General features: G+C 69.3%; 17 protein-coding genes. 7 read left to right on the top strand and 10 right to left on the bottom strand.

The window, feature by feature from the left end:
- Window positions 1-139: 139 nt before the first annotated feature.
- Together ACTMMA_RS05370 and ACTMMA_RS05365 are read left to right on the top strand one after the other, a co-directional pair.
- On the top strand, window positions 140-2,029 hold the full coding sequence (locus tag ACTMMA_RS05370; protein ID WP_441189064.1) for a glycosyltransferase family protein: 1,890 nt from the start codon (window positions 140-142) through the stop codon (window positions 2,027-2,029).
- Window positions 2,026-3,222: a polysaccharide pyruvyl transferase family protein gene (locus ACTMMA_RS05365; RefSeq protein ID WP_441189063.1), complete on the top strand. Its 1,197-nt coding sequence runs from the start codon at window positions 2,026-2,028 to the stop codon at window positions 3,220-3,222. The genes ACTMMA_RS05370 and ACTMMA_RS05365 overlap by 4 nt, the downstream gene beginning before the upstream one ends.
- Window positions 3,223-3,291: 69 nt before the next feature.
- On the opposite strand, the gene ACTMMA_RS05360 is transcribed toward ACTMMA_RS05365, so the two are convergent.
- From ACTMMA_RS05360 to ACTMMA_RS05340, 5 genes are read right to left on the bottom strand one after another with little or no spacing between them, the layout of a single operon-like run.
- Window positions 3,292-4,551, bottom strand: a complete 1,260-nt coding sequence (locus tag ACTMMA_RS05360; RefSeq protein WP_441189062.1) for a hypothetical protein — start codon at window positions 4,549-4,551, stop codon at window positions 3,292-3,294.
- 10 nt (window positions 4,552-4,561) lie between these two features.
- The gene (locus ACTMMA_RS05355; protein WP_441189061.1) at window positions 4,562-5,686 is read right to left on the bottom strand and encodes a glycosyltransferase family 4 protein; all 1,125 of its coding nucleotides are present in this window, start codon (window positions 5,684-5,686) and stop codon (window positions 4,562-4,564) included.
- 5 nt (window positions 5,687-5,691) lie between these two features.
- Entirely contained in the window at window positions 5,692-6,504 is an 813-nt protein-coding gene (locus tag ACTMMA_RS05350; protein ID WP_441189060.1) for an ABC transporter ATP-binding protein, read from the bottom strand.
- Complete coding sequence (locus ACTMMA_RS05345; RefSeq protein ID WP_441189059.1) at window positions 6,491-7,405, bottom strand: ABC transporter permease; 915 nt, start codon at window positions 7,403-7,405, stop codon at window positions 6,491-6,493. Before ACTMMA_RS05345 ends, ACTMMA_RS05350 begins: the two co-directional genes overlap by 14 nt.
- A complete protein-coding gene (locus tag ACTMMA_RS05340; RefSeq protein ID WP_441189058.1) occupies window positions 7,402-8,661 on the bottom strand; it encodes a nucleotide sugar dehydrogenase in 1,260 nt (419 codons plus the stop codon). Before ACTMMA_RS05340 ends, ACTMMA_RS05345 begins: the two co-directional genes overlap by 4 nt.
- Window positions 8,662-8,772: 111 nt before the next feature.
- Here ACTMMA_RS05340 and ACTMMA_RS05335 point away from each other — a divergent pair, with 111 nt between their 5' ends.
- From ACTMMA_RS05335 to wecB, 3 genes are read left to right on the top strand one after another with little or no spacing between them, the layout of a single operon-like run.
- Complete coding sequence (locus ACTMMA_RS05335) at window positions 8,773-9,855, top strand: UDP-N-acetylglucosamine--LPS N-acetylglucosamine transferase (RefSeq protein WP_441189057.1); 1,083 nt, start codon at window positions 8,773-8,775, stop codon at window positions 9,853-9,855.
- Entirely contained in the window at window positions 9,852-10,457 is a 606-nt protein-coding gene (locus tag ACTMMA_RS05330) for a hypothetical protein (RefSeq protein WP_441189056.1), read from the top strand. Before ACTMMA_RS05335 ends, ACTMMA_RS05330 begins: the two co-directional genes overlap by 4 nt.
- Window positions 10,458-10,508: 51 nt before the next feature.
- Window positions 10,509-11,609, top strand: a complete 1,101-nt coding sequence (wecB, locus tag ACTMMA_RS05325) for a non-hydrolyzing UDP-N-acetylglucosamine 2-epimerase (protein ID WP_441189055.1) — start codon at window positions 10,509-10,511, stop codon at window positions 11,607-11,609.
- Window positions 11,610-11,624: 15 nt separating this feature from the next.
- Here the strand turns inward: wecB and ACTMMA_RS05320 are convergent, their stop codons facing one another.
- Genes ACTMMA_RS05320 through ACTMMA_RS05305 form a run of 4 tightly spaced genes read right to left on the bottom strand, consistent with a single transcriptional unit; the run spans window position 11,625 to window position 18,292 of the window.
- Window positions 11,625-14,360 carry a glycosyltransferase gene (locus ACTMMA_RS05320; protein ID WP_441189054.1) on the bottom strand — a complete coding sequence of 912 codons (2,736 nt, stop codon included), beginning with the start codon at window positions 14,358-14,360 and terminating at the stop codon, window positions 11,625-11,627.
- A gap of 17 nt (window positions 14,361-14,377) precedes the next feature.
- Window positions 14,378-14,719 (bottom strand): hypothetical protein, encoded by a 342-nt coding sequence (locus tag ACTMMA_RS05315; protein WP_441189053.1) that lies wholly within the window; start codon window positions 14,717-14,719, stop codon window positions 14,378-14,380.
- 10 nt (window positions 14,720-14,729) lie between these two features.
- The gene (locus tag ACTMMA_RS05310) at window positions 14,730-17,171 is read right to left on the bottom strand and encodes a glycosyltransferase family 4 protein (RefSeq protein ID WP_441189052.1); all 2,442 of its coding nucleotides are present in this window, start codon (window positions 17,169-17,171) and stop codon (window positions 14,730-14,732) included.
- A 53-nt stretch (window positions 17,172-17,224) separates the two neighbouring features.
- Window positions 17,225-18,292 (bottom strand): inositol-3-phosphate synthase, encoded by a 1,068-nt coding sequence (locus ACTMMA_RS05305; protein ID WP_441189051.1) that lies wholly within the window; start codon window positions 18,290-18,292, stop codon window positions 17,225-17,227.
- A gap of 143 nt (window positions 18,293-18,435) precedes the next feature.
- On the opposite strand from ACTMMA_RS05305, the gene ACTMMA_RS05300 reads away from it, so the two are divergent.
- A complete protein-coding gene (locus tag ACTMMA_RS05300; protein WP_441189050.1) occupies window positions 18,436-20,772 on the top strand; it encodes a transglycosylase domain-containing protein in 2,337 nt (778 codons plus the stop codon).
- Between the two features lie 34 nt (window positions 20,773-20,806).
- Complete coding sequence (locus tag ACTMMA_RS05295) at window positions 20,807-22,135, top strand: glycosyltransferase 87 family protein (protein ID WP_441189049.1); 1,329 nt, start codon at window positions 20,807-20,809, stop codon at window positions 22,133-22,135.
- On the opposite strand, the gene ACTMMA_RS05290 is transcribed toward ACTMMA_RS05295, so the two are convergent.
- Window positions 22,083-23,309, bottom strand: a complete 1,227-nt coding sequence (locus tag ACTMMA_RS05290) for a phosphotransferase (protein WP_441189048.1) — start codon at window positions 23,307-23,309, stop codon at window positions 22,083-22,085. The two genes, ACTMMA_RS05295 and ACTMMA_RS05290, sit on opposite strands and share 53 nt — an antisense overlap.
- Window positions 23,310-23,312 lie beyond the last annotated feature (3 nt).

The following is a 23,312-nucleotide window of genomic DNA, read 5'->3' as shown; positions in this document are numbered from 1 at the left end:
CCGCGGGCGGCACCGCTTTCTCACCCAGGAGAAGGTTGCGCATGTTCCTACGCGGCACCTCACTCAAGCGCTGACGCTGCCCCTCCCGCGTCGACGGAGACTCGCGCTGGCGTCTCGTCACGACCGCTGGCTCAGGCACGTGGCTCCTCAGGCGGATCACGTCGTCTTTCTGGACGAGGAGGCGCAACACCACTTCGAGAGCCGTGTCGCCTCCTTGGCTCCCGCGGCCCGCACGTGGTCGGCCGCACAGGCCCGGGATGCACTCCGCGAGGAATCTGCGTGGCGCCAACTGGCACACGGACTTCGAGAGCTGGATGCCCTCGCCCCGAACGCGAACCGCCCCTTGAGCAAAGTCCTCCCGCACATCGCTGCTCTGCTCGGGGATGCTGGAGAAGGCGGGACGCAACTGCCGACGCGGATGTTTGAGCCCGAGGACGTGGCAAGCGAACTTAGGCGCCTGGCCCGTTGGGCACTTCGCCGCGGCAAATTCCCTGCGCTCCGTTCGATCATCGCTATGGGGGAAGAGATCCTGGCACGGTCTGGGGGCAGCAGGATAGAGAGCGATGCATTCGCCGCGCTCACTGCGCACGCCGAGCTCGTCGAGGGGTCTCGATCCGCCGAGGAGCCCGTTGTGACACTTGTGTCCGCCGTGCTCGAGCACGCGGACTCCGCCCTGCGGGCCGAGGACCTCGATGAGGCGAGTGAGCTGGGAGCCATCGCGTTGGGTCTCCTCTTCCACCAGCAGCTGCATACAGCACGGGAACACACCCCTCTGGTCACCGAGACCGAAACGTACCTAGAGCCCCTGCGCAGCAGCTATCTGGGTCAGTGCCTCGCCGGAGCCCTCACGCGCGGCACCGATACGAGCCCGTCGCCCGAAACTGCACCAGAGGTGGGCCCCGCAGGTGATGCCATGCGGGTTGCCATCTTGCCCGGCGCCTACCCGAACCACGCCAAACCCATGATCCAAGCACTGGTGAGCGAGCCTGGGGTCCAGGCGTCTGTCATCACCCTTGATCGTGGTCAGTTCGGCGGGATGATGATCGACACCCCGATCCTGCGCCACTGTCTCGAGCACGCTATCCACGGCACGAGCAGCGTGGACCTGCGGTTGGATCCCGACATCGTCGAGATCGTGCGGACGGCAGACGTGGTGGTAGCCGACTGGGCAGACAAGGGAGCAGCCTGGGCGAGCACGGTGGTCCGGCCTGACGCACGGATGGTGGTCAGAGTCCACAGCGTCGACGTCCTGTCCGCTCCCGCCCACCTGCTCGACTGGTCCCGGGTGGACGACATCGTCTTCGTCAGCGAGCACATCCGTGACCTGTTCCGGTCCGTGCTCGGTCATCGCGTTTCGCACGCGACCCACCACGTCGTCACCAACATCGTGCCTCCGGAGAACTTCCCTGACCCACTTCTCCCGGACGCATCCCGCACGCTGGGGATCGTTGGATGGGCACAGGTGGTCAAGGACCCGCTCTTCGCCCTCGACGTCCTCGAACGCCTTATCGCGGTCGATCCGAGCTGGCGGCTTCGGCTGATCGGGGCCGACTTTGGTGATCATCACGCAGCCTGGGCACGTGCCTACGCGGACGAGTTCCGCAGGAGAGCCCTGTCCTCCCCTTTGGTGGACCACATCGACTACTCCGGATTCACGCGCCGGCTCCCCGATCAACTCCGGCACGTCGGGTTCATCCTCAACACCAGCCTGCGCGAGTCCTGCCCGGTCGGCACTCTGGAAGGGACCGCTGCAGGTGCCTTCCCGGTCGTGCGAGATTGGCCGGCATTCGCCCCTCTCGACGGCGCCCGCCGGATGTTCCCCGCTGACGTGGTCGTCAGCACCCCCGAGGAGGCAGCCGAGCTCGTGCTTCGGCTGTCACAGGAGAACCGGGCTGAAGCCGCGCGGGAGGTGCGTCAGCGGATGAGTTCCCACTTTTCCGACGACGACACCAGGGGACGTCTGCTCAGTATCATCGTTTCCCCCCCATCCGCGCCCTCACGCGGCCCCCGAGACGAGAGACTGCCATGATCGCCGTTGCAGGCTGCTATCCCCGCATGCCCCAGAAATTCCCCCTGGACATGGACGAGAACTCCGGGAACATGATTCACGCCCGTGCCCCGCAGCGGATCCTCGGCGAGGACAAGACCGTGGAATACCACACCATGCGATGGTCCCTCGCGGGCGAGAAGTCCTATGCGGACTTCGTCAACAAGCACTGCAACCACCTCGTGATCTCGATGACGAACACCATCAAGGTGAACTCCGGGATAAAGGACAAGTACGTCCGGTTCCAGCGCATGCTCGAGCTCTACGACGTTCCGATCACAATCTTCGGTCTGGGCGTCCGCTCCCCTGTCGACGATCTCAGCGAGGCGACGATCCCCGACGAGGCCATCACCATGCTGCGCTATATGGAGGAGCGTTGCGGCCCGATCGGCGTTCGGGGGGAGTTCACCAAGAAGGTCTTCGAGGAGCTCGCCGGTGTGACGAACGTTCAGGTGACTGGCTGTCCTTCATTCTTCAGCGAGCCTGCTGCCTTCTCTGCACTGCGCCGGCAGTTGGCGAACCCCCAGCCAGGCACCTACACCTATTCGGGGACCAAGTACGAACGAGCGGCCGAGCGGGCCCAGTTCCTTCGCATCGTCAAGGGTGACGGCATCTACATCGAGCCAACTCACCGAGGTAACCACCGGGCTCACCTTCAGGCGCTCAAAGGCAAGCCGATCGACATCCCCGACTTCCTGACCGCCAACAACCATGTCGCCACCGAGGACCCCGCCCCGCGCGGCCGTCGAGGGATCGTGGGACGGCTCCTGGGGCCGCGGGAGTCTGCGCCCCCCACGGGCCAAGTCACCCGACAGGAGTTGACCGACTTCTACCGGAACCGTTACCGCCTCTGGCGCGATCCGGACCAGTGGCTGCAGTTCAACCGTGAGGTGGTCGCTTTCGGTTTTGGCACGAGGTTCCACGTCAACATGGCCACGGTGCTCGCTGGCAAGCCTGCCACCTGGATCACACACGACACCCGCACGCGAGAGTTCTGTGACTTCCTCCACCTGCCACACGTCTCGCTTGAGGACTCTGCCGAGATGGAGCCACAGGACTTTCGCGCCGCTGCAAACTACGATGCGCTGTTCGACCACCTGCCGGCACTCTTCGACAACTGGGCCTCCTACCTTGAGGCGCACAACCTGCCCTACTCCCGACCCAAGCTTCCCTGACACCCACAGCGGGCTGGATCCGAGCCCCTGGGCTGCACGATGGGCTACAGCGCCGTGCGGGCGTCCCCGTCAGAGGGCTGCGGACTGTTGCGCCGCTTTCCTATCTGGACGCACGACCTTTCGAGCGAGCTTGGACAGGAGCGCGGCGGCTGCTGTCGGGTGACCCACCGGCGTGCGGAACTGCAACGCCGGATCCTCGGTGGCTGACAAGACACTAGATTCCTCAAGGATCCCCCAGACAGGGGTTCCACTCCCTCGATAGTCACCCCACTTGGACAGCAGGAAAGGATTCTTCTCTGCGTTGAGGGGCAGGGGGTAGTCCACGACAAGGAGGAGATCCATCCGGCGTGCCGCGTCCAAGAACTGTAGGAATGGCAAGAACTCCTCGACCCTGACGCAGTCTTCCAAGCCATCTCTCATGACCGTGGCCCGCAGTGACTCGGTCGGCTGGGTGAAGACATGGAGCCGCAGGGTGGAACGCAGTTCAGGCGGGAGCATCGCAAGCCCTCGCACCGCGTCGATGGGGCTCTGCTTGCCGTAGAAATTGCCGAAGTAGGCAATGTGCAGAACCCCGTCCTCCAAATCGAGATTGGCGGTGTCCATCTCGTAGAATTTCTGCGGAAGCATCGGGTGATGGGTGGCGACGGTATGTTCGCGCATCCGGTCAGCCAGACCGACGTCCGCGCACCTGCCGGCCATATATTCGCTCTGCTGGGCGTTGGTGAACATGATCTGGTCGGCGAAGGCGTACACGAGGTGTTCTGCCCACTCGAACACGTTGTCGCTGGCCGGGGGTTCATAGCCGGCTCGCCGGAACATCTGAGCGAAGCGGTCCTTGAGCGCGGAGTCGGGCAATGGGGCGTAGCGCTCCGCACCGGTCGCGTCGGCAGAGCAAGGATCTGAGAACTCTGCCTCCCAGACCACGTCCGGATGACGGTCCTTGATCAGTGCCGCCAGGAAGTGCGAAGCGACGAAGTGTGAGCGCGAGTAGACCGAAGACCACGGCACTCCATGGGCAAGCAACTCGTTCGCCTGCGCCGAGTCCCCCACCCACGTCTCGACCTGAGCCATCCCCGCGTCGCACCACGCCTCGATCGAACTCCAGGCCGAGAAGTAGGTGGGCGTCTCCAGCAGAGCCCTTCGCCGGATCCATCCGTCCGCCACCAGGTCCAACCCCGGATCGACCTTGCGGATGCGACTCATCTCGTTCTGGATCACATCGACGGGTTCGCCACCCAAGCAGATCCGCTTGGCCGCGACGGTGCCAGAGGTGTCGACGTATGGGACGAAGCAATAGGCGATAACGAGACGACGAGCTGGTTCAGTCACCTGCGCCATGCTACGCAGGTGACTGAATGATTCCTCGCAGCACGGTCAGGAACTCGTCGCTGATGACGTCCCAGTCGAACTCGCGCGCAACAAGAGTGTGCCCTTTCTGGCCCAGTGACCTGGCCAGGGCGGGATCCTGCGCCCATCGAAGGACCGTGTCGACGACCGCTTGGACGTCGCCGAAGGGCACGATCGCCCCTCCGTTGCTCCTGTTCACCAGATCGGCGGCAACGGGCAGCGGCGTCGTGATCACCGGGACACCATGAGCGAGATACTCGACCAGCTTGGTTGGCATGCTCGGGCGGAAATTCGCCTCGTCGTGCAGGAGAGACAGGCCCGCGAGGGCACCTCCGAGTCGTCGGAGGGCTCTGTCGTTCGGCAGGAAACCGGCCCACTCGAGGTCTCCGGACGCCGCCGCCTGTTCCATCAATGGGCCAGCGGCACCGTGGGCCGGTCCGATGACCTCCAGCCGTACTGGTGCACCGGACCGCCGCAAAGCGGCGCCGACCAGTGCCAACTCCTGGGCGCCCCGCTCCATCGTCACGCTCCCCAGGTAGACCACGCGCAACTGGCCGTGTGCGTCAGGCACGGCCGCCCGGCCGATGGCCGGAGCGACCTGGGTGGTGTTCAAGACCACCGGATGAGGTCGGCGGAACCGGCTGGCGTAAGCCTGGTCCGCAAGCAGGAGGTGAAACCGCTGCTCGGCCCATCGCTCCACAAGGCGCACCATCCTGGCAGCCGGTCGTCGTACCCGAGGCGGGATCCACCCCCGCACCTCGACGGCAGCCGCGACGTCCTCATGAACATCCCACACCACGGGGGGTAGGTCGAGGCCGATCGTGCTCAGCAGGAGCTCGGGGTCATGCAGCAGGACCACGTCATGCTGGGGCCCGAGTGTGCGGAGAACCTCTCTTGCCTTGACCATGGAGGAGAGTCGACGTCGCCCCACCGCCCTGGGGAGGTCGATCGGCAGCACATTCCCGAAATCGGGGGTGGCCGCGGGGAAGGCGCTCCACGGCGCGGCATAACTGACCGACCATCCCTGATCCAGCATCGCGCCGATCTGACGGTGCCAGATGCGTGCGTCCAAGGGATGGTGGACGACGGTCACCACCAGGATCTTGACGGGCGACATCACGCCTAAGCCTCGTCCTTCTCCAGTTGACGGCGGCGTCGGGTCGCCCGCCTCCCGTACTTGGCCACGTAGGCGTCGACGACAGGTCCGGCCTCGCCGTCCATCACGAGCCGGCCGTCGTCCAACCACAGGGCGCGGTCACACGACCGCTTGATCGTCCTGGCGTTGTGACTGACCATGAAGACGGTCCCAGCCTTTTCCTTGATCTCGGCGATGCGTTGCTGAGCTCGCTCCTTGAACTGGAGATCTCCCGTCGCCAATGCTTCGTCGACCACAAGGATGTCCGGGATGGTCGCAGTGGAGATCGCAAACCGCAGACGGGCTCCCATGCCGGAGGAGTACGAACTCATCGGCAGGTCGATGAACTCTCCGATATCGGCGAAAGCGATGATGTCCTCAATCCGCTCACGAACCTCCTGCGGCTTCAAGCCCAGCGCCTGCGCCCCGATCCAGATGTTCCGGCGCCCGCTCAGCTTGGGCACCAGCGCCGGGTTCACCCCGAGCAGCGTCGCCTTGCCGCCCAGCCAGAGCTTTCCCTGAGTCGGTGGCACGAGACCTGCAACCGCGCGCAGCAGCGTCGACTTGCCAGACCCGTTCCGGCCCACGAGACCGATCGACTCCCCTCGATGGGCGACAAAGGAGACGTCCTTGACGGCATGGACCTCACGGACCCCCACGTTCTGCGTGCTCCTCTGGAAGAGCCGTCGCAGCGCGCCCATCTCATCAGCTTCGTCCAACTGCTTCCCGGAGCCGAAGATCCGGTAGGTCACGTTCACCTCCGAGGCGATGACCGAAGGCGTCCTCTCAGCCTCGCCCATAGGAACCTTCCCCACGCCAGAAGACCACGAAACCGACCACGAGAAAGAGGACCGCCCAGCCACCGGCCACCGCCCAGGTCTGCCAACGGACGGCGAACTCTTCCATCAGGGGTTCGCGCACGAGGGTCAGCATCACCGCGACAGGCTGGTACTCCAGCGCGTAGGCCACCCATCTGGGCGGCGAATCGAACCGGGCCAGGGAATCCTGCACGGAGAAGAAGATGCCAGAGACGTAGCGCAGGAGCCGCACCGTCAGCGGAAGGAGATTGCTGGCATCCCTGACGAGATCGACCAAGCGCGCGCAGATCATGCTCAGTCCCAGGCAGAAGGCTAGGACCACGAGCAGCGCGACGGGGAAGAGAAGCCACTGGAGCGAGGGGCGCTCGCCCATCGCAAGGGCGATGACTACCAAGGTGACGAAGGCGGGCAGGGCACCGAGGAACTCCGAGAGCATGGACGTCACCGGCAGGAGAACCCGGGGGAACTTCAAGGAGCGGATCATCCCGACCTTTCCGGTGACCGACTTCCCGCCGGAAGTCATCGCCGATGAGATCGGGATGAAGATGAACAGTCCAATCGTCAGGAAACTGACGAAGTTCTCGATCCCGCCTCTGGTCCCGATGAGCAGACCGAAGATCAGGTAGTAGGAGACCGCCAGCAGCAGGGGGTTGATCACCGACCACAGGAGGCCTAGGTGGTTGTCCTGGTGGCTGGCGATGAAGTCACCTTTGGCCATGGCCCACATGAGGTGGCGGTTGCGCCACAGGTCAGCCAGATAGCCACCGAGGGTGGGCCGCTGCCCGACCTGGGTCATCCCGTGCCGTCGCGCGAGAGCTTCGGCCTCCTGCGCGGTCAGGATCGCGGGTTCAGGCTCCGACGATCCGGCCTCCGTGCCCGTCACAACCGGTGAACCTTCTCCCCCGCGGTCGCCTTGCCACGCGTGTCGAAGAACACGCGGGATGCTTCTGCCAGTGTGTCGACGTCGTAGGCGCTGTGATTCTGCACCAGGATGGTCAGGTCTGCCTCGGCCGCGGCCGAACCTGGGTCCTCCACCCGAACCGCAGCAGGGACAGACCGCCACTCCATCACGTGCGGGTCGTGGAACTGGACCCGAGCTCCCTTAGCCAGCAGCTGCTGGGCCAGCGGCACCGCTGGGGACTCGCGCTGGTCCGCGATGTCCGGCTTGTACGTGACGCCCAGGAGAAGCACGGTGGAGCCGTTCAGCGCCCGCCCCTCGGTGTTGAGGATGTCCTGCACCCTTCCCACCACGTATGCCGGCATGCCGGTGTTGATCTCCTGCGCGAGCTCCACGAAGCGGAACGGGTATCCGAGACGCGCCCGCACGTTGTAGGAGAGATAGTTGGGATCGATCGGGATGCAGTGGCCTCCGACGCCGGGGCCGGGGTAGAAGGCCTGGAAACCGAAGGGCTTCGAAGCAGCCGCATCGATGACGTCCCACAGATCGATACCCAGCTCGTGACAGAACCGGGTCATCTCGTTGACGAGGGCGATGTTGATGTGTCGGTAGGTGTTCTCCAGCAGCTTGGCGGTCTCCGCCTCGCGGGTGCCCTTCGCCCGGACCACCGTGTCCACGAACGAGCCGTAGAAGGCCGCCGCGGCATCGCCGCAGGCCTCCGTGTGCCCACCCACAACCTTGGGGGTGTTCTTCGCACCGAAGTGCTTGTTGCCGGGGTCGATCCGCTCCGGTGAGAAGGCGAGGTGAAAGTCCTGGCCGGCCACCAGGCCCCCGGCCTCCAGCGCGGGACGCACGACCTCGTCCGTGGTGCCCGGATACGTTGTCGACTCCAGGATCACCAGCATTCCAGGCTTCAGGTTCCGCGCGATGAAACCCACTGCGGACTCGATGGCCCGCAGATCAGGGCCTCCGTCGTCGGCCAAGGGGGTCGGGACACAGATGACGACGACTGAGCCCTCGCTGATCCTGGCCGTGTCCGTGGTCGCCTCGAAACCACCCTCGATCATCTCGCGGATGTCCCCATCGCTGAGGTCGTCGACATGTGAGTGCCCCGCGTTGAGGCTGTCGACCACACCCTGGTTGATGTCAACACCCAGGACCGTGTGCCCCGCGCGTGTCGCCTCCTGCGCCAGGGGGAGGCCGACGTAGCCCAGCCCGATGATCACCGTATCGATAGCCACGTAGTCTCCTCGCCTCCGCAATGCTCCCTGCCCAGGGCAGGCCCAGCGTCCAGCATAAGGGGAAGGACGCGGCTGCCCCCCATGGCAACGATGGCGTGACATCATCGACGTGTGCCCTCACTCCCGTCGATCATGCTCGTGTCCAGCAACGGCGCCGGTATGGGGCACCTCACCCGCCTGCTGGCGTACGCCCGAGGGATGGGTGGAGCCGCTCGATGCCACGTGGTGTCGCTGTCTCAGGCGGTGCCCGTCGTCGAGTCCGAAGGGTTGACCTGGGAGTACATCCCGAGCCAAGGGGCCACAGGCCTTCGCCCTGCAACCTGGCGGGCATTGTTCAGAGAGCGGATGACGGAAGTACTCTCCAGGATCGCGCCGGACGTGCTGGTGTTCGACGGCACTCACCCGTACGCCGGCCTCGACGCGGCCTTGGCTTCCGCCCCAGAGACCCGCGCTGTGTGGTCCCGCCGGGGAATGTGGAAGACCGGGCGCAACACAGACCAGTTGCTCAAGTCATCCTGGTTCGACGCCGTCATCGAACCAGGCGACCTCTCCGCGGCCGCCGACAAGGGGGCAACCGTGTCGGCGACCGACGTCGTCCACGTCGATCCCGTGACCCTGGTCGACCGCGACGGGCTGTCAGACCGTGCGACGGCGCGAGCGGCCTTGGGCTTGCCCGCCGAAGGTCCGCTGGCGCTGGTCACCCTGGGCGCGGGCAACATCAACGACACCGACGACGAGGTGGGTGCCGCCGCGACGGCGCTACTGCGCCGTGGGGTCGGCGTGTGCGTTACCGCTCCCTCCATCGCCGAGCGCGCGTATGTGGGTGATGGCATCCATCTCGTGCGGCACTTCCCGCTCTCCGAGCATTCCCGGGCCTTCGACGTGGCCGTGGCCGCTGCCGGTTACAACTCCTTCCACGAGAATCTGCGCTTCGGCCTGCCCACGCTCTTCGTCCCTAACGGACAGACGTCCCTGGACGACCAGGTCGCTCGTGCCAGCCACGCAGCCCAGGCGGGTTGGGCACTGACCACCCCGACGATGACCTCCGGCAGGGCGGAGGCGCTGGTCGACGAGCTCCTCGCACACGGTGCCGAGATGGCACAGGCCGCCATGGACGCCGACCCCGGCAACGGCGCTCCGGCGGCGGGGGCCGAAATCCTGCGCCTGGCCGGGGTCGAGGTGGCAACGTCATGAGCCAGTCCCGTCGCTCACCCCGGACCCAGCAGGTCGCCCGCTGGGTGCGCCGCACTCCGGGCTATCAAGCCGCGGTCACAGAGGTGCTTCCCCGCCTGCGACGCAACGCGGTCCTCACCGACCTCGTGTGGCGTGCTTTCGTCCCCGAGGACGGCCTCGGTGCCCGGCCCGTCCCGTTGCATCCTGGCCGCCATCTGACCGGGCAGGACCAGGCCTTCCTTCCGGTCATCGGGATCCTCGCTCTCGGTCTGGACCCAGATCAGGTGGAGGCGATCATCGAGCAGATCGCCGACCTCCAGCGAGAGACCCTCGCCTTCAAACCTCTCCTGATTCTCGACCACCCGGCGCTGGGCCCCGCCCGGCAGCACGGTTTCGTCGCCGAGCTCCTGACTCCCCGGGCTCGCTGGGCAGACCTGCCCGGGGGCGGAGACTGGCTCGAGCATGTCGGGGCCCGCGTCGCAAGCATCGTGCACCACTACCAGGTGTGGCACCTTGCCCGGGTTTGCGCCGACGGAACGGCCCTGGAGCCGATCGATGTGGCCCTGATCCGCGCCTTGCCCGCCCGTCTGCCCGAACGTCTCGACGTGCGCCTCGCCGACTGAGCCCAGGCACCACATGACGACCACCCGAGCCCACGGAAGGACCGTCCGTCAGTGACCGCGAAGCCCCTTCTCATCCACATCACCGGAGCCAGGCCCAACTTCCCCAAGGCCGCGCCCGTGATCGCGGCGATGGAGCACCATCCCGTGCGCCAGATGCTGGTGCACACGGGTCAGCACTACGACGCGAGGATGAGCGAGGTCTTCTTCGCCCAGCTCGGCCTGCCCGAGCCTGACGTCAACCTCGGCGTTGGCTCCGGCAGCCACGCGACGCAGACGGCAGCCATCATGGTGGGCCTTGAGGAGCTCTTTGCTCGCGAGCACCCAGACCTGGTGGTCGTGTACGGAGACGTGAACTCCACGGTGGCCGCAGCTCTGGTCGCCGCGAAGATGGGCATCCCTGTCGCTCACGTCGAGGCAGGCCTGCGGTCCTTCGACATGACCATGCCGGAAGAGATCAACCGGCTCCTCACTGACCGGCTCTCCAACCTGCTCCTGGTGACCAGCGTGGACGCGATCGCTCACCTGGGACGAGAAGGTGCCGACGCGGCTGCCATCCACTTCGTCGGCAACCCGATGATCGACACGCTGCTGCAGCATGTCGACTCGCTGGACAGTGAGAGCGTGGCGGGGCAGGTCGGCGTGGACTGCAGCCAGCCCTATGTCGTGGGCACCCTCCACCGCCCCGGCAACGTCGACGACGTCACCAACGTCAGGGAACTGGTTCGTGCCGTCCATTCGGTTGCGGACCAAGTCCGCTTCGTCATTCCCCTCCACCCCCGCGGGCGCGCTCGGCTCGAGGATGCCGGGTTCATGAACCACCACAACGTCACGGTCGTCGATCCGCTGGGCTATGTCGAGTTCCTCGCCCTCGTCCGGGGTGCCGCGGCCGTCGTGACCGACTCTGGGGGCGTCCAGGAGGAGACGACGGTCCTGGGGGTCCCGTGTCTGACGCTGCGGCCTAACACTGAGAGACCTGTAACGATCACGCACGGCACCAATCAGCTCGTGACCCGCCAGAGTCTTCCAAGCGTCCTCGCGGAGGTCTTGGCCACGGGTCGCCAGGCCACCTGGCCAGTCCCGCCGTTGTGGGACGGCGAGGCCGGCCCCCGGATCGCGGACGTTCTCGCGAGGCACCTCGGTGTCGTGTCCTGATGCGAGCGGTCCAGGTCAGTGAGCGACGTCACGCCTCGGGAGCAGCCGAGCTGAGGTGATCTCCGGGACCTCTCTCGCGGCTTCCAGTGCCGCGTCACCCACGAGTTCGTCTGCCGGGGTCGCCAGGGCGTTTCTCATCCGGTCCACGGAAGGGATAGAGAGGCGAGTGGCGATGCGGAGCTCGAGCACGTCCGCCCGGGTCGCGTCGGTGTCCGTCCTCAGCGCGACCCGATGGAGGCCGACCGGTGGGCCGGCGGGCGCGGGCGCCGACGCATCCGTCGGACCGCCCGTGAGCCCGAGCCGGTCCACGAAGGATGCGTGGGAGTAGCGCTGCCGCACCAGCTCCTGGATCTGGTGCACGCGTGCCGCATACCGCTGCGGATCTGCCACGTAGGCGGCGATGAGCGCCTTGGCCTGGGCCGGCTCGGCGTAGTCGAGCACGTCGCCGAACACGAGGCGGTGCTTGGGGTGGGCGATCACCAGCACGCCCGAGGCCGCCGCCTCCAGGAGGACCCTGCCGAAGGCCTCGTGCCGCCCGGGATGGTCCTGGTAGAGGAAGAAGTCGAGACCGGCCAGGAACTCGCGCGGCTCCACGGAGCCGAACCTGACCAGCTCCCACTCGGGCGGCACGGCCATGTCCTCGGGCAGGCCGGCCTGACGGGCCAGCCGCTTCCACGTCGCGCCCGCTCCCATGAGCCGCACGCGATGACCGGGGCCGAGGTCGTAGGCCTGCAGGAAGTCGGCGTGCGTGGCCGGGAACTTCAGCTCGTGGTCCCGGGAGTAGCGGCCCACGACCACCGGCCCGTCAGCACCCGGTGCGCGTTCGCCCCGCACCGACCATTCGTCCACGTCGATCAGGCCCGGGTTGTCCCACTCCACCATCCTGATCGCGGGGTCCTGCTCCCTCAGCACCTGGCGGATCACCGGCCCCTGAGGCACCCACTCCGGGTCGACGCCGAAGAGCTCACGAGCCCTGGCGGTGACGTCGGTGACGACATAGCGCTGGTCCGAGCCGTCGGGCTCGAGGGGGGCCTGGTTGGCGACGATGAGCAGACGCCGCGGGCGGACGGCCTCAGGGGCGTGCGGGGGGTGCTGCAGCACCAGGGGATAACGGACCATGAGGGTGTCGATGGAGACCCGCTCATCGATCTGGACCCACTCCACCTCGCGCCGCTGGACCGCCTCCAGGACCGGGGCGCACAGGGGCAGGTCCTTGGTGGTCGCGAAGCGGAGCGCCTCCAGGTGCATGATGCCGACCCGCAGGCCCGCGGCCCTCGCGGCCCGGATCTCCTCCATCATCGAGCGCTGTGGCCCGCCGTAGCGTCGCCAGTCACCGGCGAGCACCAGGTCCAGGTGGTCCGGGGCCGGCAGGTCAGGGTCGAGGTCACGGCGCCAACGGCGTGGCTCCGGGAAGGCTCTCGGCGCGCCGGGATCGAGGAAGGCGGGGGCTCCCGCGGCGATCTGCTCGTGCCACCTCGCGTAGAGCGACTTGTAGGCGTGCCGGGCACCGTGCCGCCACATCCTGGAGAACTCCGAGGAGGAGAGCGTCTCCCCGGAGCGGAGGAGCAGCAGGCACTCGTCGACCGTGGCCACCGTGCGTCGCCCGAAGGCCGCCTGGATGCGGCGGGCGTACTCGGTGTCCGCCCCCTTGCGCGTCGGGTCGAAGAAGCCGACGCGCGAGACGACAGGGTCGACCCGGAAGAGCAGGGTCGGCGCCGCGACGGCCCGGTGCCGGTAGCCCAGCCTCACCAGCTCCAGGTCGGGCGTGACGCGGGCCCCCATCGAACGCACAGCCATCAAGGAGCGGTCGCCCTCGAGGGTCCGCACGAAGGTCGCCAGTGCCTGAGGGTGCAGCCAGTCGTCCGAGTCGAGGGTCGTGACGTAGGACCCCCGAGCCTGACGGAGGGCGGTGTTGCGGGCCCGGTAGGTCCCGCCGTTGACGGCCTTGCGGACGACGCGGACACGTGGATCGATGCGTTCGGCTCGGTCCAGCCACTCCTGCGCCTCCGGACCAGAGGCGTCGTCGACGACGATCAGCTCGAGATTGCGCCACGTCTGCTCCATCACCGACCGCACGGCCGTCAGGAGGGGTGGACCAGGGTGGTAGCTGCTCATGACCACCGTGACCAGCGGGTCGTCGGGCCCGTCGGCGCGGACCATGCTCTCGGTGGTCAGCTGGTCGAAGGCAGCTGACCCTCGAGCCGGGTCGAGGCGCAGGGCCGCGATCTGGTCCGAGTGCAGCGCCGCGTCGAGCAGCGACAGCCAATGCCCGGGGTCCTCCCCGGGGGTCCTGGGCCGGGCTAGGTCGGCGCGGACCGAGGCGGCCACGTCATCGGGCACGTGCGGGTGCTCCAGCAGGGCCTGGCAGCCCTCCACGTCCCCGTCCCGGCACCGGAGATGGAGCAGGATCTGCACGGCGTGCGGAGGGAGGTCGTCGGTGCGTCCACTGGCGACGAGCGCCTCGAGCAACGTGCGGGCGGCCCGCACGTCGTCATCGGAGCCGGTCTGCAGGGCCAGCACCCTGGCCAGCTGGCCCAGGTGATGGGGATCGGCGCCCTGCGGCAGGTGGGCGCCTCCCGGCAGTCGCGCCGCGTCGCGGGCCCACCCGTGCACCTCGTCGGCGGTGTGTCCGGGCCAGGCCGCCTCGACGAGCACCTCGCGGGCATGGACCGACTTCGTCCGCAGCGCGGTGACTGCGAGGGCGTCGGGGTCGTCGAGGACGATCTGGTTGTTGGCGGTGTCCCGGGACACGCCGAGCCGGGTCGCGATCACCGCAGCTGGCGCAGCGCGTCTTCGACCGAGTCCTGGAGCCGGTCGAGCCGGGCGGTGTACTGGGCCTGCAGCACCCTCACCGTGCCGACGACGTCCTCGGTCGTCGGGGCGGCCCGCCCACCGGTGGTGTCGATCGAGGCGACCTGGGACCGGACGAAGGCCCGCAGCTCCCGGGTCCGACGGTCGGTGTCGATGGCGATCATCAGCGTCGCACTGATCAGCACCATCGCCGAGAGCACCGCGAGCCACCACCAGGACCGCACGGCCCCCAGGACGGCGAGCGCGGTGAGCACCACCGACAGTGAGGCACCGACGAGCAGCAACTTGTGGGAACGCACGGTCGTCACGCTACCTGGACCTGGTGCGGACCTGCCGATAGATCTCCTGGTAACGCTCCGCATTTCCCGCCCACGTCCGTTCGCGTCGGACCCAGTCCTGCCCCCGGGCGGCGACCTGCTCGCGACCCTGCGGATCGTCCGCCAGCTCTCCAAGCAGCCTGGCGAGGGCGTCCGCGTCCCCGGCGGGGTAGGACCATCCACGCTCCCCGTCGCCGATGACCTCCAGGAGGGCGGGCTGGTCCGAGACGATGACGGGCAGTCCCATCGCCATCGCCTCGTAGGGCTTGAGCGGGGTCACCAGCCGTGCGGCACGTTCGTCGCCGCGCGGCACCACGAGCACGTCGAGGAGTGCGTAGGCGGCGGCCACCTGGTCGTGCGGCACCTTCCCGGTGAAGGTGACGAGGCGCTCGGCGCCGATCTCGCGGGTCAGCTCCTGGAGCTGCTCGGCACGGGTGCCGGTCCCCACGACCAGCACCTTGACGTGCCGACCCGCGGCAGCCATCAGCACCGCGGCCCGGATGAGGTCTTCGACCTGCTCCCGCTGGTGGTCGAGGTTGGAGATGTAGCCGAAGGTGAACCGGCCCTCCGTCTCCCAGTCCCTCGCCAGCAACGGGTCGCGGCCGGTGGGGCGCAGCCGGGCGGGATCGACCGCGTTGGGCACCACGTGGATCTGATCCGGGTCGAGCACTGCGCCGTCGGGCAGGGGACGGGACAGCAGGTCCGCGCGCATCGTCTCCGCGAGGGTCACCGTGGCGTCGGCCCGACGCACCAGGTCGGCCTCCCTGGTCATCCTCCGCCGGAAGACCTCTGCCCGCTCGGCCCGGTCCGGATCCGAGGTCCACAGGGACTCGAACAGCCCCCTGACCTCATACACCCAGGGCGTGGCGGTGGCGCCGGCGATCGCCGCGCCCACGACCCCGAGGTCGTAGCCCCGGTGTCCGGAGTGGACGTGCAGGACCTCGGGTCGTTGCGCCACCACGAGGTCGAGCAGCACGGTGGCCGCTGCGCGCAGGTGTTCGACGGTCCCGGTCGCGGGGACAGGGGGTGGGACGAGATAACGCACCCCGTCGAGCACCTCCTCGTGCACGCTGCCGGCGACGAGGTCCTCGGTCGGCACGCTGCCGGCGACGTGGCCCTCGGTCGGGTCGGCGCGCTCGGGCATGGCCAGGGCGACCACGTCCACGCCCGCCTCCGCCAGCGCGCGGAGGGTGTGGTGGCCCCGGACGCTGTAGCCGGCCTGGCGCTGCGGGAGCGTGCTCTTGAGCAGGTGCACCACACGGCCCGGCACGGGGTCGTAGGGCGAGGTCGGCAGCTCCGGCACCCAGACCGGGTCGGTCTCGAGCAGGGTGTCGTCGAGCCGCCGGACGTCCTCCTCCGGCCGGGAGTCGCCCGCCCACGCCTCCAGCACCCGACGCTCCAGGGACACCGCACCGTGGAGCCGGGTGAGATAGGCCATCTCACGCAGCAGGGTCATCCGGTCCGGCCGCTCCCCGATGCCGTGATCGAGCAGTTCCTCCACCCTCCGCAGCGCCTCGTCGACCTCGCCCGACCGTCCCAGCCGGACCAGCTCGGCGGTCTCGGGGCCCAGGATCGCTGCCCCGAGCTCCGCGCCCCGTCCACCCCCTGCCAGGTCGGGCCTGACCACCGGCTCGGCCGGGGACGCCACGACGGTGCCCAGGAGGTGGCGCCACGGGCTGGACCGGTCCTCGGGACGCGCGAGGTGGACCACCCGCGTCTCCAGGGGCAGGTGGGAGAGGCCGGCGACGGCCGGGCCGAGGCCGGCCAGGACGAGGATGTCCACGTCGCGCGGCACCGGCTGGCCGGGAGCGAGCTGACGGACCTTGGCCCGGAGCAGACGTCCGAGCTCCTGGGTCGACCCCACGATGTCCTCCACGCGGCCGGCGATGGCGACCCGGTGCATCGCGCCCGGGTGCTTGCTCGCGACCAGCTGCGGCCGCGTCTGCGGCAGGGGCGGGTCGGACGGACCTCCGGGCGCGTGCGGTGGGGACTGACGGCCGGGCCCCTCGGCCAGGGCCCGGGCCAGCCGATCGGCCCCCTGGTCCCAGGTCAGCACGGACTGGCCGACCGCACCCCGGTCGCCCCGCCAGCGGGCCAGGGCCTGCGCCGCGGCGTCGTCGACCGCGACCAGGCAGAGCGGCTCTGCACCGGCGACCTCCGCGGCGAACGCGTCATCGGCCACGAGTGCGTCGGCCAGCGCTGCCGCCTCCCCGCGCAGGACCCGCCGCACCACGTGCTGAAGCAGACCGGCGAGAGGTGTGGTCGCGGCGAGCGCCGCCGGCAGCGTGCGCCACTCGACGTGCACCGCGTCGACGGGCGGCCGCAGGGCCAGGCCCCGCACGTCCATGCCGTGCCGGGCGGCGAGCTCGGTCAGGGCGACGACCGTCGGGTCCTCCACGGTGGACCCGACGACGAGATAGCGCTCAGCGGTCATGGCCCCAGTGTCCCAGGAGCCGGTCGGGCGAGAACGTCCTCGCCCGGCGCGCCTCAGCCGCGGATGAAGGCCTCGACCTCGGCGCGACCCTGCTCGTCGGGCATCTGCACCGGCGGCGACTTCATCAGGTAGGCCGAGGCACCGATGACCGGACCACCCTGGGCGCGGTCCTTGGCGATCTTGGCGGCGCGGATGGCGTCGATGATGATGCCGGCCGAGTTGGGCGAGTCCCACACCTCGAGCTTGTACTCCAGGTTCAGCGGGACGTCGCCGAAGGCCCGGCCCTCGAGGCGCACGTAGGCCCACTTGCGGTCGTCGAGCCACTGCACGTAGTCGGACGGGCCGATGTGGACGTCCCGGTCCTCGAACTGCTTGGACACGTTGGAGGTCACGGCCTGGGTCTTGGAGATCTTCTTGGACTCCAGCCGCTCGCGCTCGAGCATGTTCTTGAAGTCCATGTTGCCGCCGACGTTGAGCTGGTAGGTGCGGTCCAGCACCACGCCGCGGTCCTCGAAGAGCTTGGCCATCACGCGGTGGGTGATCGTCGCCCCGACCTGGCTCTTGATGTCGTCGCCCACGATGGGCACGCCGGCGGCCTCGAACTTCGCGGCCCACTCGGGGTCGGAGGCGATGAAGACGGGCAGGGCGTTGACGAAGGCCACGCCGGCGTCGATCGCACACTGGGCGTAGAACTTGTCGGCCTCCTCGCTGCCCACGGGCAGGTAGGAGACGAGGACGTCCACCTGCGCGTCCTTGAGGGCCTGGACGACGTCGACCGGCTCGGCGTCGGACTCCTCGATGGTCAGCGCGTAGTACTTGCCGATGCCGTCGAGGGTGGGACCGCGCTGGACGGTCACGCCCGTCGTGGGCACCTGGGCGATGGTGATCGTGTTGTTCTCGCTGGCGTTGATGGCCTCGGCCAGGTCGACGCCGACCTTCTTGGCGTCCACGTCGAAGGCGGCGACGAACTCCACGTCGCGGACGTGGTAGTCGCCGAACTGGACGTGCATGAGCCCGGGCACGCTCCCGGCGGGGTCGGCGTCCTTGTAGTACTCCACCCCCTGCACCAGAGAGCTGGCGCAGTTGCCGACTCCGACGATCGCTACCCGCACGGCTGTCATTGCTCACTATCTCCTTGGCTCGACACGTGCCCGTCCAGGGTGGGCACCACACGGCGTCAACAGCCGCGGGACCCCAACCATTCCGCCACCAGGTGACCCGTCCTTCCAGGGAGGCCCCAGCGCAGCCAGGCAGAATGGGTCGGGTGAGTCCTTCCCGCCCCACCCCATCCTCCCGCCGGGAGGCCCGTGCCGCCGCCCAGCGATCCCGGAAGCGTCCGGCGGGTCGGCGCCGCCAGGCCCCGGCCGGCCGACGGCGCGCGGCCGCCAAGGGACGCGCGGGGGGCAAGGGCCGTCGCCGCCAGGGCGGTGGGTGGTTCCGGAAGCTGCTGCTGTGGCTGGTGGCCGTCGGCCTGGCGCTCGTGGCGGGCGCGGCCGCGGCCTTCGCCATCGCCTACTCGCGCACCTCCATCCCCGAGCCCAACGACTTCGCCCAGGCCCAGAGCACGATCCTCTACTACGCCGACGGCGAGACCGAGCTGGCCCGGTTCACCGGCGGGACCGACCGGGAGAACGTCACGCTGGACCAGGTGCCGGACCACGTCCAGAAGGCGGTGCTGGCGGCCGAGGACCGCACCTTCTACGAGAACGAAGGCGTCTCGATCTCCGGAACTGCGCGTGCCGCATACCGGAGCCTGACCGGGGGCGGGCTGCAGGGCGGGTCGACGATCACCCAGCAGTACGTCAAGAACTACTACCTCACCCCCGACCAGACCATCGAGCGCAAGCTCAAGGAGCTGGTGCTCTCGGTCAAGATCGACAACGAGCGCAGCAAGGACGAGATCCTCCAGGACTACCTGAACACCATCTACTTCGGTCGCGGCGCGAACGGCATCCAGACCGCCAGCCACGCCTACTTCCGCAAGGACGTCGCCGACCTGACGGTCGAGGAGGGCGCCTTCCTGGCCGCCGTCACCAACGCCCCCTCGCTGTTCGACCCGGACTACGCCGACGGCAACGAGGAGCGCGCCGAGGCCCGCATCGCCTACGTCCTCGACGGCATGGTCGAGATGGGCTGGCTGCCCGCCGAGGAGCGGGCCGGTCTCGGGATGCCGGAGATCGAGGGGGCACCGCCCTCGAGCGCTGTCCAGGGCGTCGAGGGCTACGTGGCCCAGGCCGTCCGCGAGGACCTGCGGGAGGTCCTCGAGCTGGACGACGCGGTGATCGACTCCTCGGGGCTGCGGGTCACCACCACGATCGACCAGAAGCACCAGCGGGCGGCCCGCGCCGCGGTCAAGGCCTTCCGCCCGACCGGTGCCGGCACCGACGACATCACCGTGGCCCTCACCGCGGTCCGCCCCGGCGACGGTGCCGTGACCGCGATGTACGGCGGCGACGACTACCAGCAGACCCAGCTCAACGCGGCCACCGACGCCCGCGTCCAGGCCGGGTCGCTGTTCAAGCCGATCACGCTCACCGCGGCCGTCCAGGACGGCATCGACACGCTCACCACCTATCCCGGGCCGAGCCCGATGGAGTTCGGCACCGACACCGGGATGGTCCCGGTCCGCAACTTCCGCGACATCTCCTTCGGCGTCCTGGACTTGCGGGTGGCGCTGGCCGAGTCGGTCAACACCGTCTACGTGCAGCTCAACGAGCAGATCGGGCCGGAGAAGACCGTCGAGGCGGCCGTCGACCTGGGGCTGCCGGAGGACACCCCCGGGCTGGGCTCCGACCTCACCAACGTCCTGGGCACGGCCAGCCCGACGCTGCTGGAGATGACCAACGCCTACGCGACCCTGGCCGCCGAGGGGCAGCGGGCCGACACCTACCTGATCGCCAAGGTCGTCAACGCCACCGGCGAGACCACCTACGAGGCCGAGCCCGAGGTCACCGAGGGGATCGACGGCGACGTCGCGGCCGACGTGGTGGACGCGATGACCTATGTCATGACGCAGGGCTCCGGCCTGAGCGCCGGCGACCTCGGCCGTCCGAGCGCGGGCAAGTCGGGCACCAGCGAGAACAACGTCTCCGCCTGGTTCGACGGCTTCGTCCCCCAGCTCGCCGCGGGCGTGGTCATGTACAAGGGCGACGGCACCGTCCCCATGCAGGACGTCGCCGGTCTGGACCAAGTCACGGGCGGGACCTTCCCGGCGCAGGTGTGGGGCGAGTTCATGCGCCTGGCCCTCGAGGGCGAGGAGGTCATCCCCTTCCCCGAGCGGGTCGGCGTCGGCGAGGTGCTCCAGACCTCCGAGGCCCCCACCGAGGTCGCCCCCACGACGGAGGAGCCCACGACCGAGGATGCCACCGAGACCACCTCCGAGGACCCGACCGAGACGACCTCGGAGGACCCCACGGAGACCACCTCGGCGGAGCCGACCACGCCGGACCCGACCACTCCGGAGCCCACGACTCCCGAGCCCACGACGCCGGCACCGACCTCGCCCGAGCCGACCACCCCGGCCCCCACCTCGCCCCCGCCCGGCGATCGGCCGACAGGACCGCCGGGGCAGGACGAGGACGCCCCCGTCCCGACCGGGTGACCCGCCGATGACCCGACCTCCCACGCGCCGTGACGTGCCCTTCACAGTGCCGTCCTGGGGCGACCCGGTGGTGGCCCGTGCCACCGGACTGATCGGCGGCCCTGTGGGGCGGTATGCGGTTCTCGGCGCCCGGGGGGCGCTGGGGGCCCTGACCGTCCTGGTGCTCCTGTCCACCGTGATGATGTCGCTCGGCGTCTGGCAGAAGGGGCACTGCCTGATGAAGGGGTGGACGACCCCGGACCAGTTCTGGCGGGCCTGCTACTCCGACCTGCCGGTCGTGCACGCGAGCTCGCCGCTGGCCGGGCGAGGGCTGCCGTGGGAAGGGGCGATCCCGTCCAACCAGCCGCCGCTGTCCGGCCTGCTCATGTGGCTCGTCTCCCTGGTCTCCCCCACCAGCGGGCCGGGCGTGGGATCGCAGCAGGCGGTCTTCGTCATCGGGGCGCTGGTCTGCCTGATCCTCCTCCTCGGGGCCGTCGTCGCCGCCGTGGCGCTCTCGCCGCGGCGGCCGTGGCAGGCGGCGCACCTGGCGGCCAGCCCCGTGCTGGTCACCCTGGCCCTGCTCTCCTACGACCTGCTCGGCGTCGCGCTGACCATGCTGGCGCTGCTGGCCTGGCGCCGCGAGCGCTCCTGGCTGGCCGGGGTGCTGCTCGGGCTCGCCGTCCTGGTGCGTCCCTTCCCGCTCGTCTTCCTGCTGGCGATCGTGATCGTGGCGCAGCGGCGGGGCGAGACCTTCCGCGCCGGGCAGGTGGTGGTCGGCGCGGCGCTGGGCGCGCTGGCCGTCGTGGTCCCCCTGACGGCCGTCGAGCCCCAGGCGCTCACGGCCGCGCGGGACTGGCTCGGCCAGGACGCCGGCTACGGCGCCCTGCAGATGATCCCGCCGCTGGTCGGGCTGCACGCTCTCCCCGGGGTCGCCGTCGCCATCGCGCTGTGCGGGTGGGTCCTGGCGGTCGTGCTGGGGGTCGTGGTGGAGCGGCGGCAGGCATGGCGCGGGGTGCGCGTCCACCAGGTCGCCGCGCTGATGATGGCCGTGGTGGTGCTGACCGCGCCGTCCCTGTCGGTCCAGTCCGGCCTGTGGATGCTGCCCTTCCTGGCCCTCTCCGGCCGCCGGTGGTGGGAGCACCTGGTCTGGGCCGGGGCCGAGACCCTGCACTTCGTGGCCACCTGGCTGCACATCGCCTTCGCCAGCGACGCCGGCCGGGGTCTGCCCCCGGAGGCCTACGCCCTGGTCATCCTGCTGCGGGTGGCCGCGTGGGTCTGGCTGCTGTGGCGGATCTGGGAAGAGCCGGCCCGGCCCCGGGCACAGGGCCTCGTCAGCCGACCGTCAGCGCTCGCACCTGCTCCAGCCGGGCCACCTGCCGTCTGATCTGACGCTCGTAGACCTCGGCCCGTCGGTGACCCGCCAGGGCCTTCCGGCGGCGGGGATACTGACCGATGAGCTGCGCGTGGCACAGCGCCAGCTCCTCCGCGGGCAGGTAGATCCCCCCGGGGCAGTCGACGCCCGCGGTGCGGTGGTCGGTGCCCAGGAGATCCAGGATCTGGGTCAGGGTGACCTCCGGGGTGGCGCTGAAGAGGTGGAGCTTGGCCGCGTCCACCATGATCGGCGCCTCGGTGGAGTACTCCCAGTCCACGAGGATGATCTTCCCGTCCCGTCCCCGGACGACATTGGAGGCGACCATATCGCCGTGCACCCAGGAGCTGCGCAGTGCGCCGTCGCGGGCGATCAGCTCCCCGACCCACCCACCCAGCTCGGGAAGGACCACGTCCAGCTCCCGCACCTGCTCCCACCGGCCGGCCAGGGTCTGGCCCCACTGCTCCCCGAGCCTGACCCAGGTCACGCCGTAGCCCTGCTGCAGCTGCCGCAGACCCTCCAGGATCTCCGGCCCGGCCGCGGCCAGCTCGCGTGCCGTCCCGAAGACCTGGCCGCGGACCCACGTCTCCACCAGGTAGCGCAGACCCTCCGGGAGCTCGCCGTGACCGAGCAGCCCCGGCGCGAGCCCGGGCGCATGCTCGGCCACCACTTGGTAGGCGGTCACCGAGCGCGTGATGCCGCAGATCCCGTTGGGGCGTGGGGGTCGCACGGCCAGCGACCGGCGGCCCTTCGCGTAGACCGCCCGCAGCTTGGGCAGCTCGCCCAGGTCGAACTTGCCCAGGACCACGGCGTCCGCCGCGACCGGGGCGTCGACCCGCCGGATCCCCGGGGCGTCCGCGCCCCAGCCTTCCCGCTCGGGCCTGGGGATCGCGCTGAGCACGCGCTTCTTGATCTCCGGCCTGCGCGCGACCCGGCCGCGTGCCCAGAAGGGGACCGGCCCCGCGGCGGTGCGCAGGGACGGCTCCAGCGCCTCGACCCTGGCCACGACGTCCAGCGCCACCTCGAGCCGGGCCAGCGCCTCTTCCTCGGCCCGCGCGGCCCCCTCGGCCCCGTCGGCAGCAGGGGCCGTCCGCGTGGCCACGTGCGCGAGCTCCTGGGCGGACGGCCGGGCCAGGCGGGAGGCCAGGCCCCTCATCCTGCGGGCGACCCTGCCCGCCAGCCCGGTCATGGC

Origin of the sequence: Ornithinimicrobium panacihumi (genome assembly GCF_052073805.1) — a bacterium.
In the GTDB taxonomy this organism is placed as follows: Bacteria; Actinomycetota; Actinomycetes; order Actinomycetales; family Dermatophilaceae; genus Ornithinicoccus; species Ornithinicoccus panacihumi.
The sequence above is the reverse complement of the archived record's forward strand: the minus strand, read 5'-3'. Positions and strand labels throughout refer to the sequence as shown.

Bases quoted from the DNA above. Each gene is read 5' to 3' on its own strand.
- ACTMMA_RS05330 (WP_441189056.1), top strand. From the start codon at position 9,852: ATGAGCCAGTCCCGTCGCTCACCCCGGACCCAGCAGGTCGCCCGCTGG.
- ACTMMA_RS05290 (WP_441189048.1), bottom strand. From the start codon at position 23,309: ATGACCGGGCTGGCGGGCAGGGTCGCCCGCAGGATGAGGGGCCTGGCC.
- ACTMMA_RS05310 (WP_441189052.1), bottom strand. From the start codon at position 17,171: ATGACCGCTGAGCGCTATCTCGTCGTCGGGTCCACCGTGGAGGACCCG.
- ACTMMA_RS05355 (WP_441189061.1), bottom strand. From the start codon at position 5,686: ATGTCGCCCGTCAAGATCCTGGTGGTGACCGTCGTCCACCATCCCTTG.
- ACTMMA_RS05305 (WP_441189051.1), bottom strand. From the start codon at position 18,292: ATGACAGCCGTGCGGGTAGCGATCGTCGGAGTCGGCAACTGCGCCAGC.
- ACTMMA_RS05350 (WP_441189060.1), bottom strand. From the start codon at position 6,504: ATGGGCGAGGCTGAGAGGACGCCTTCGGTCATCGCCTCGGAGGTGAAC.
- ACTMMA_RS05365 (WP_441189063.1), top strand. From the start codon at position 2,026: ATGATCGCCGTTGCAGGCTGCTATCCCCGCATGCCCCAGAAATTCCCC.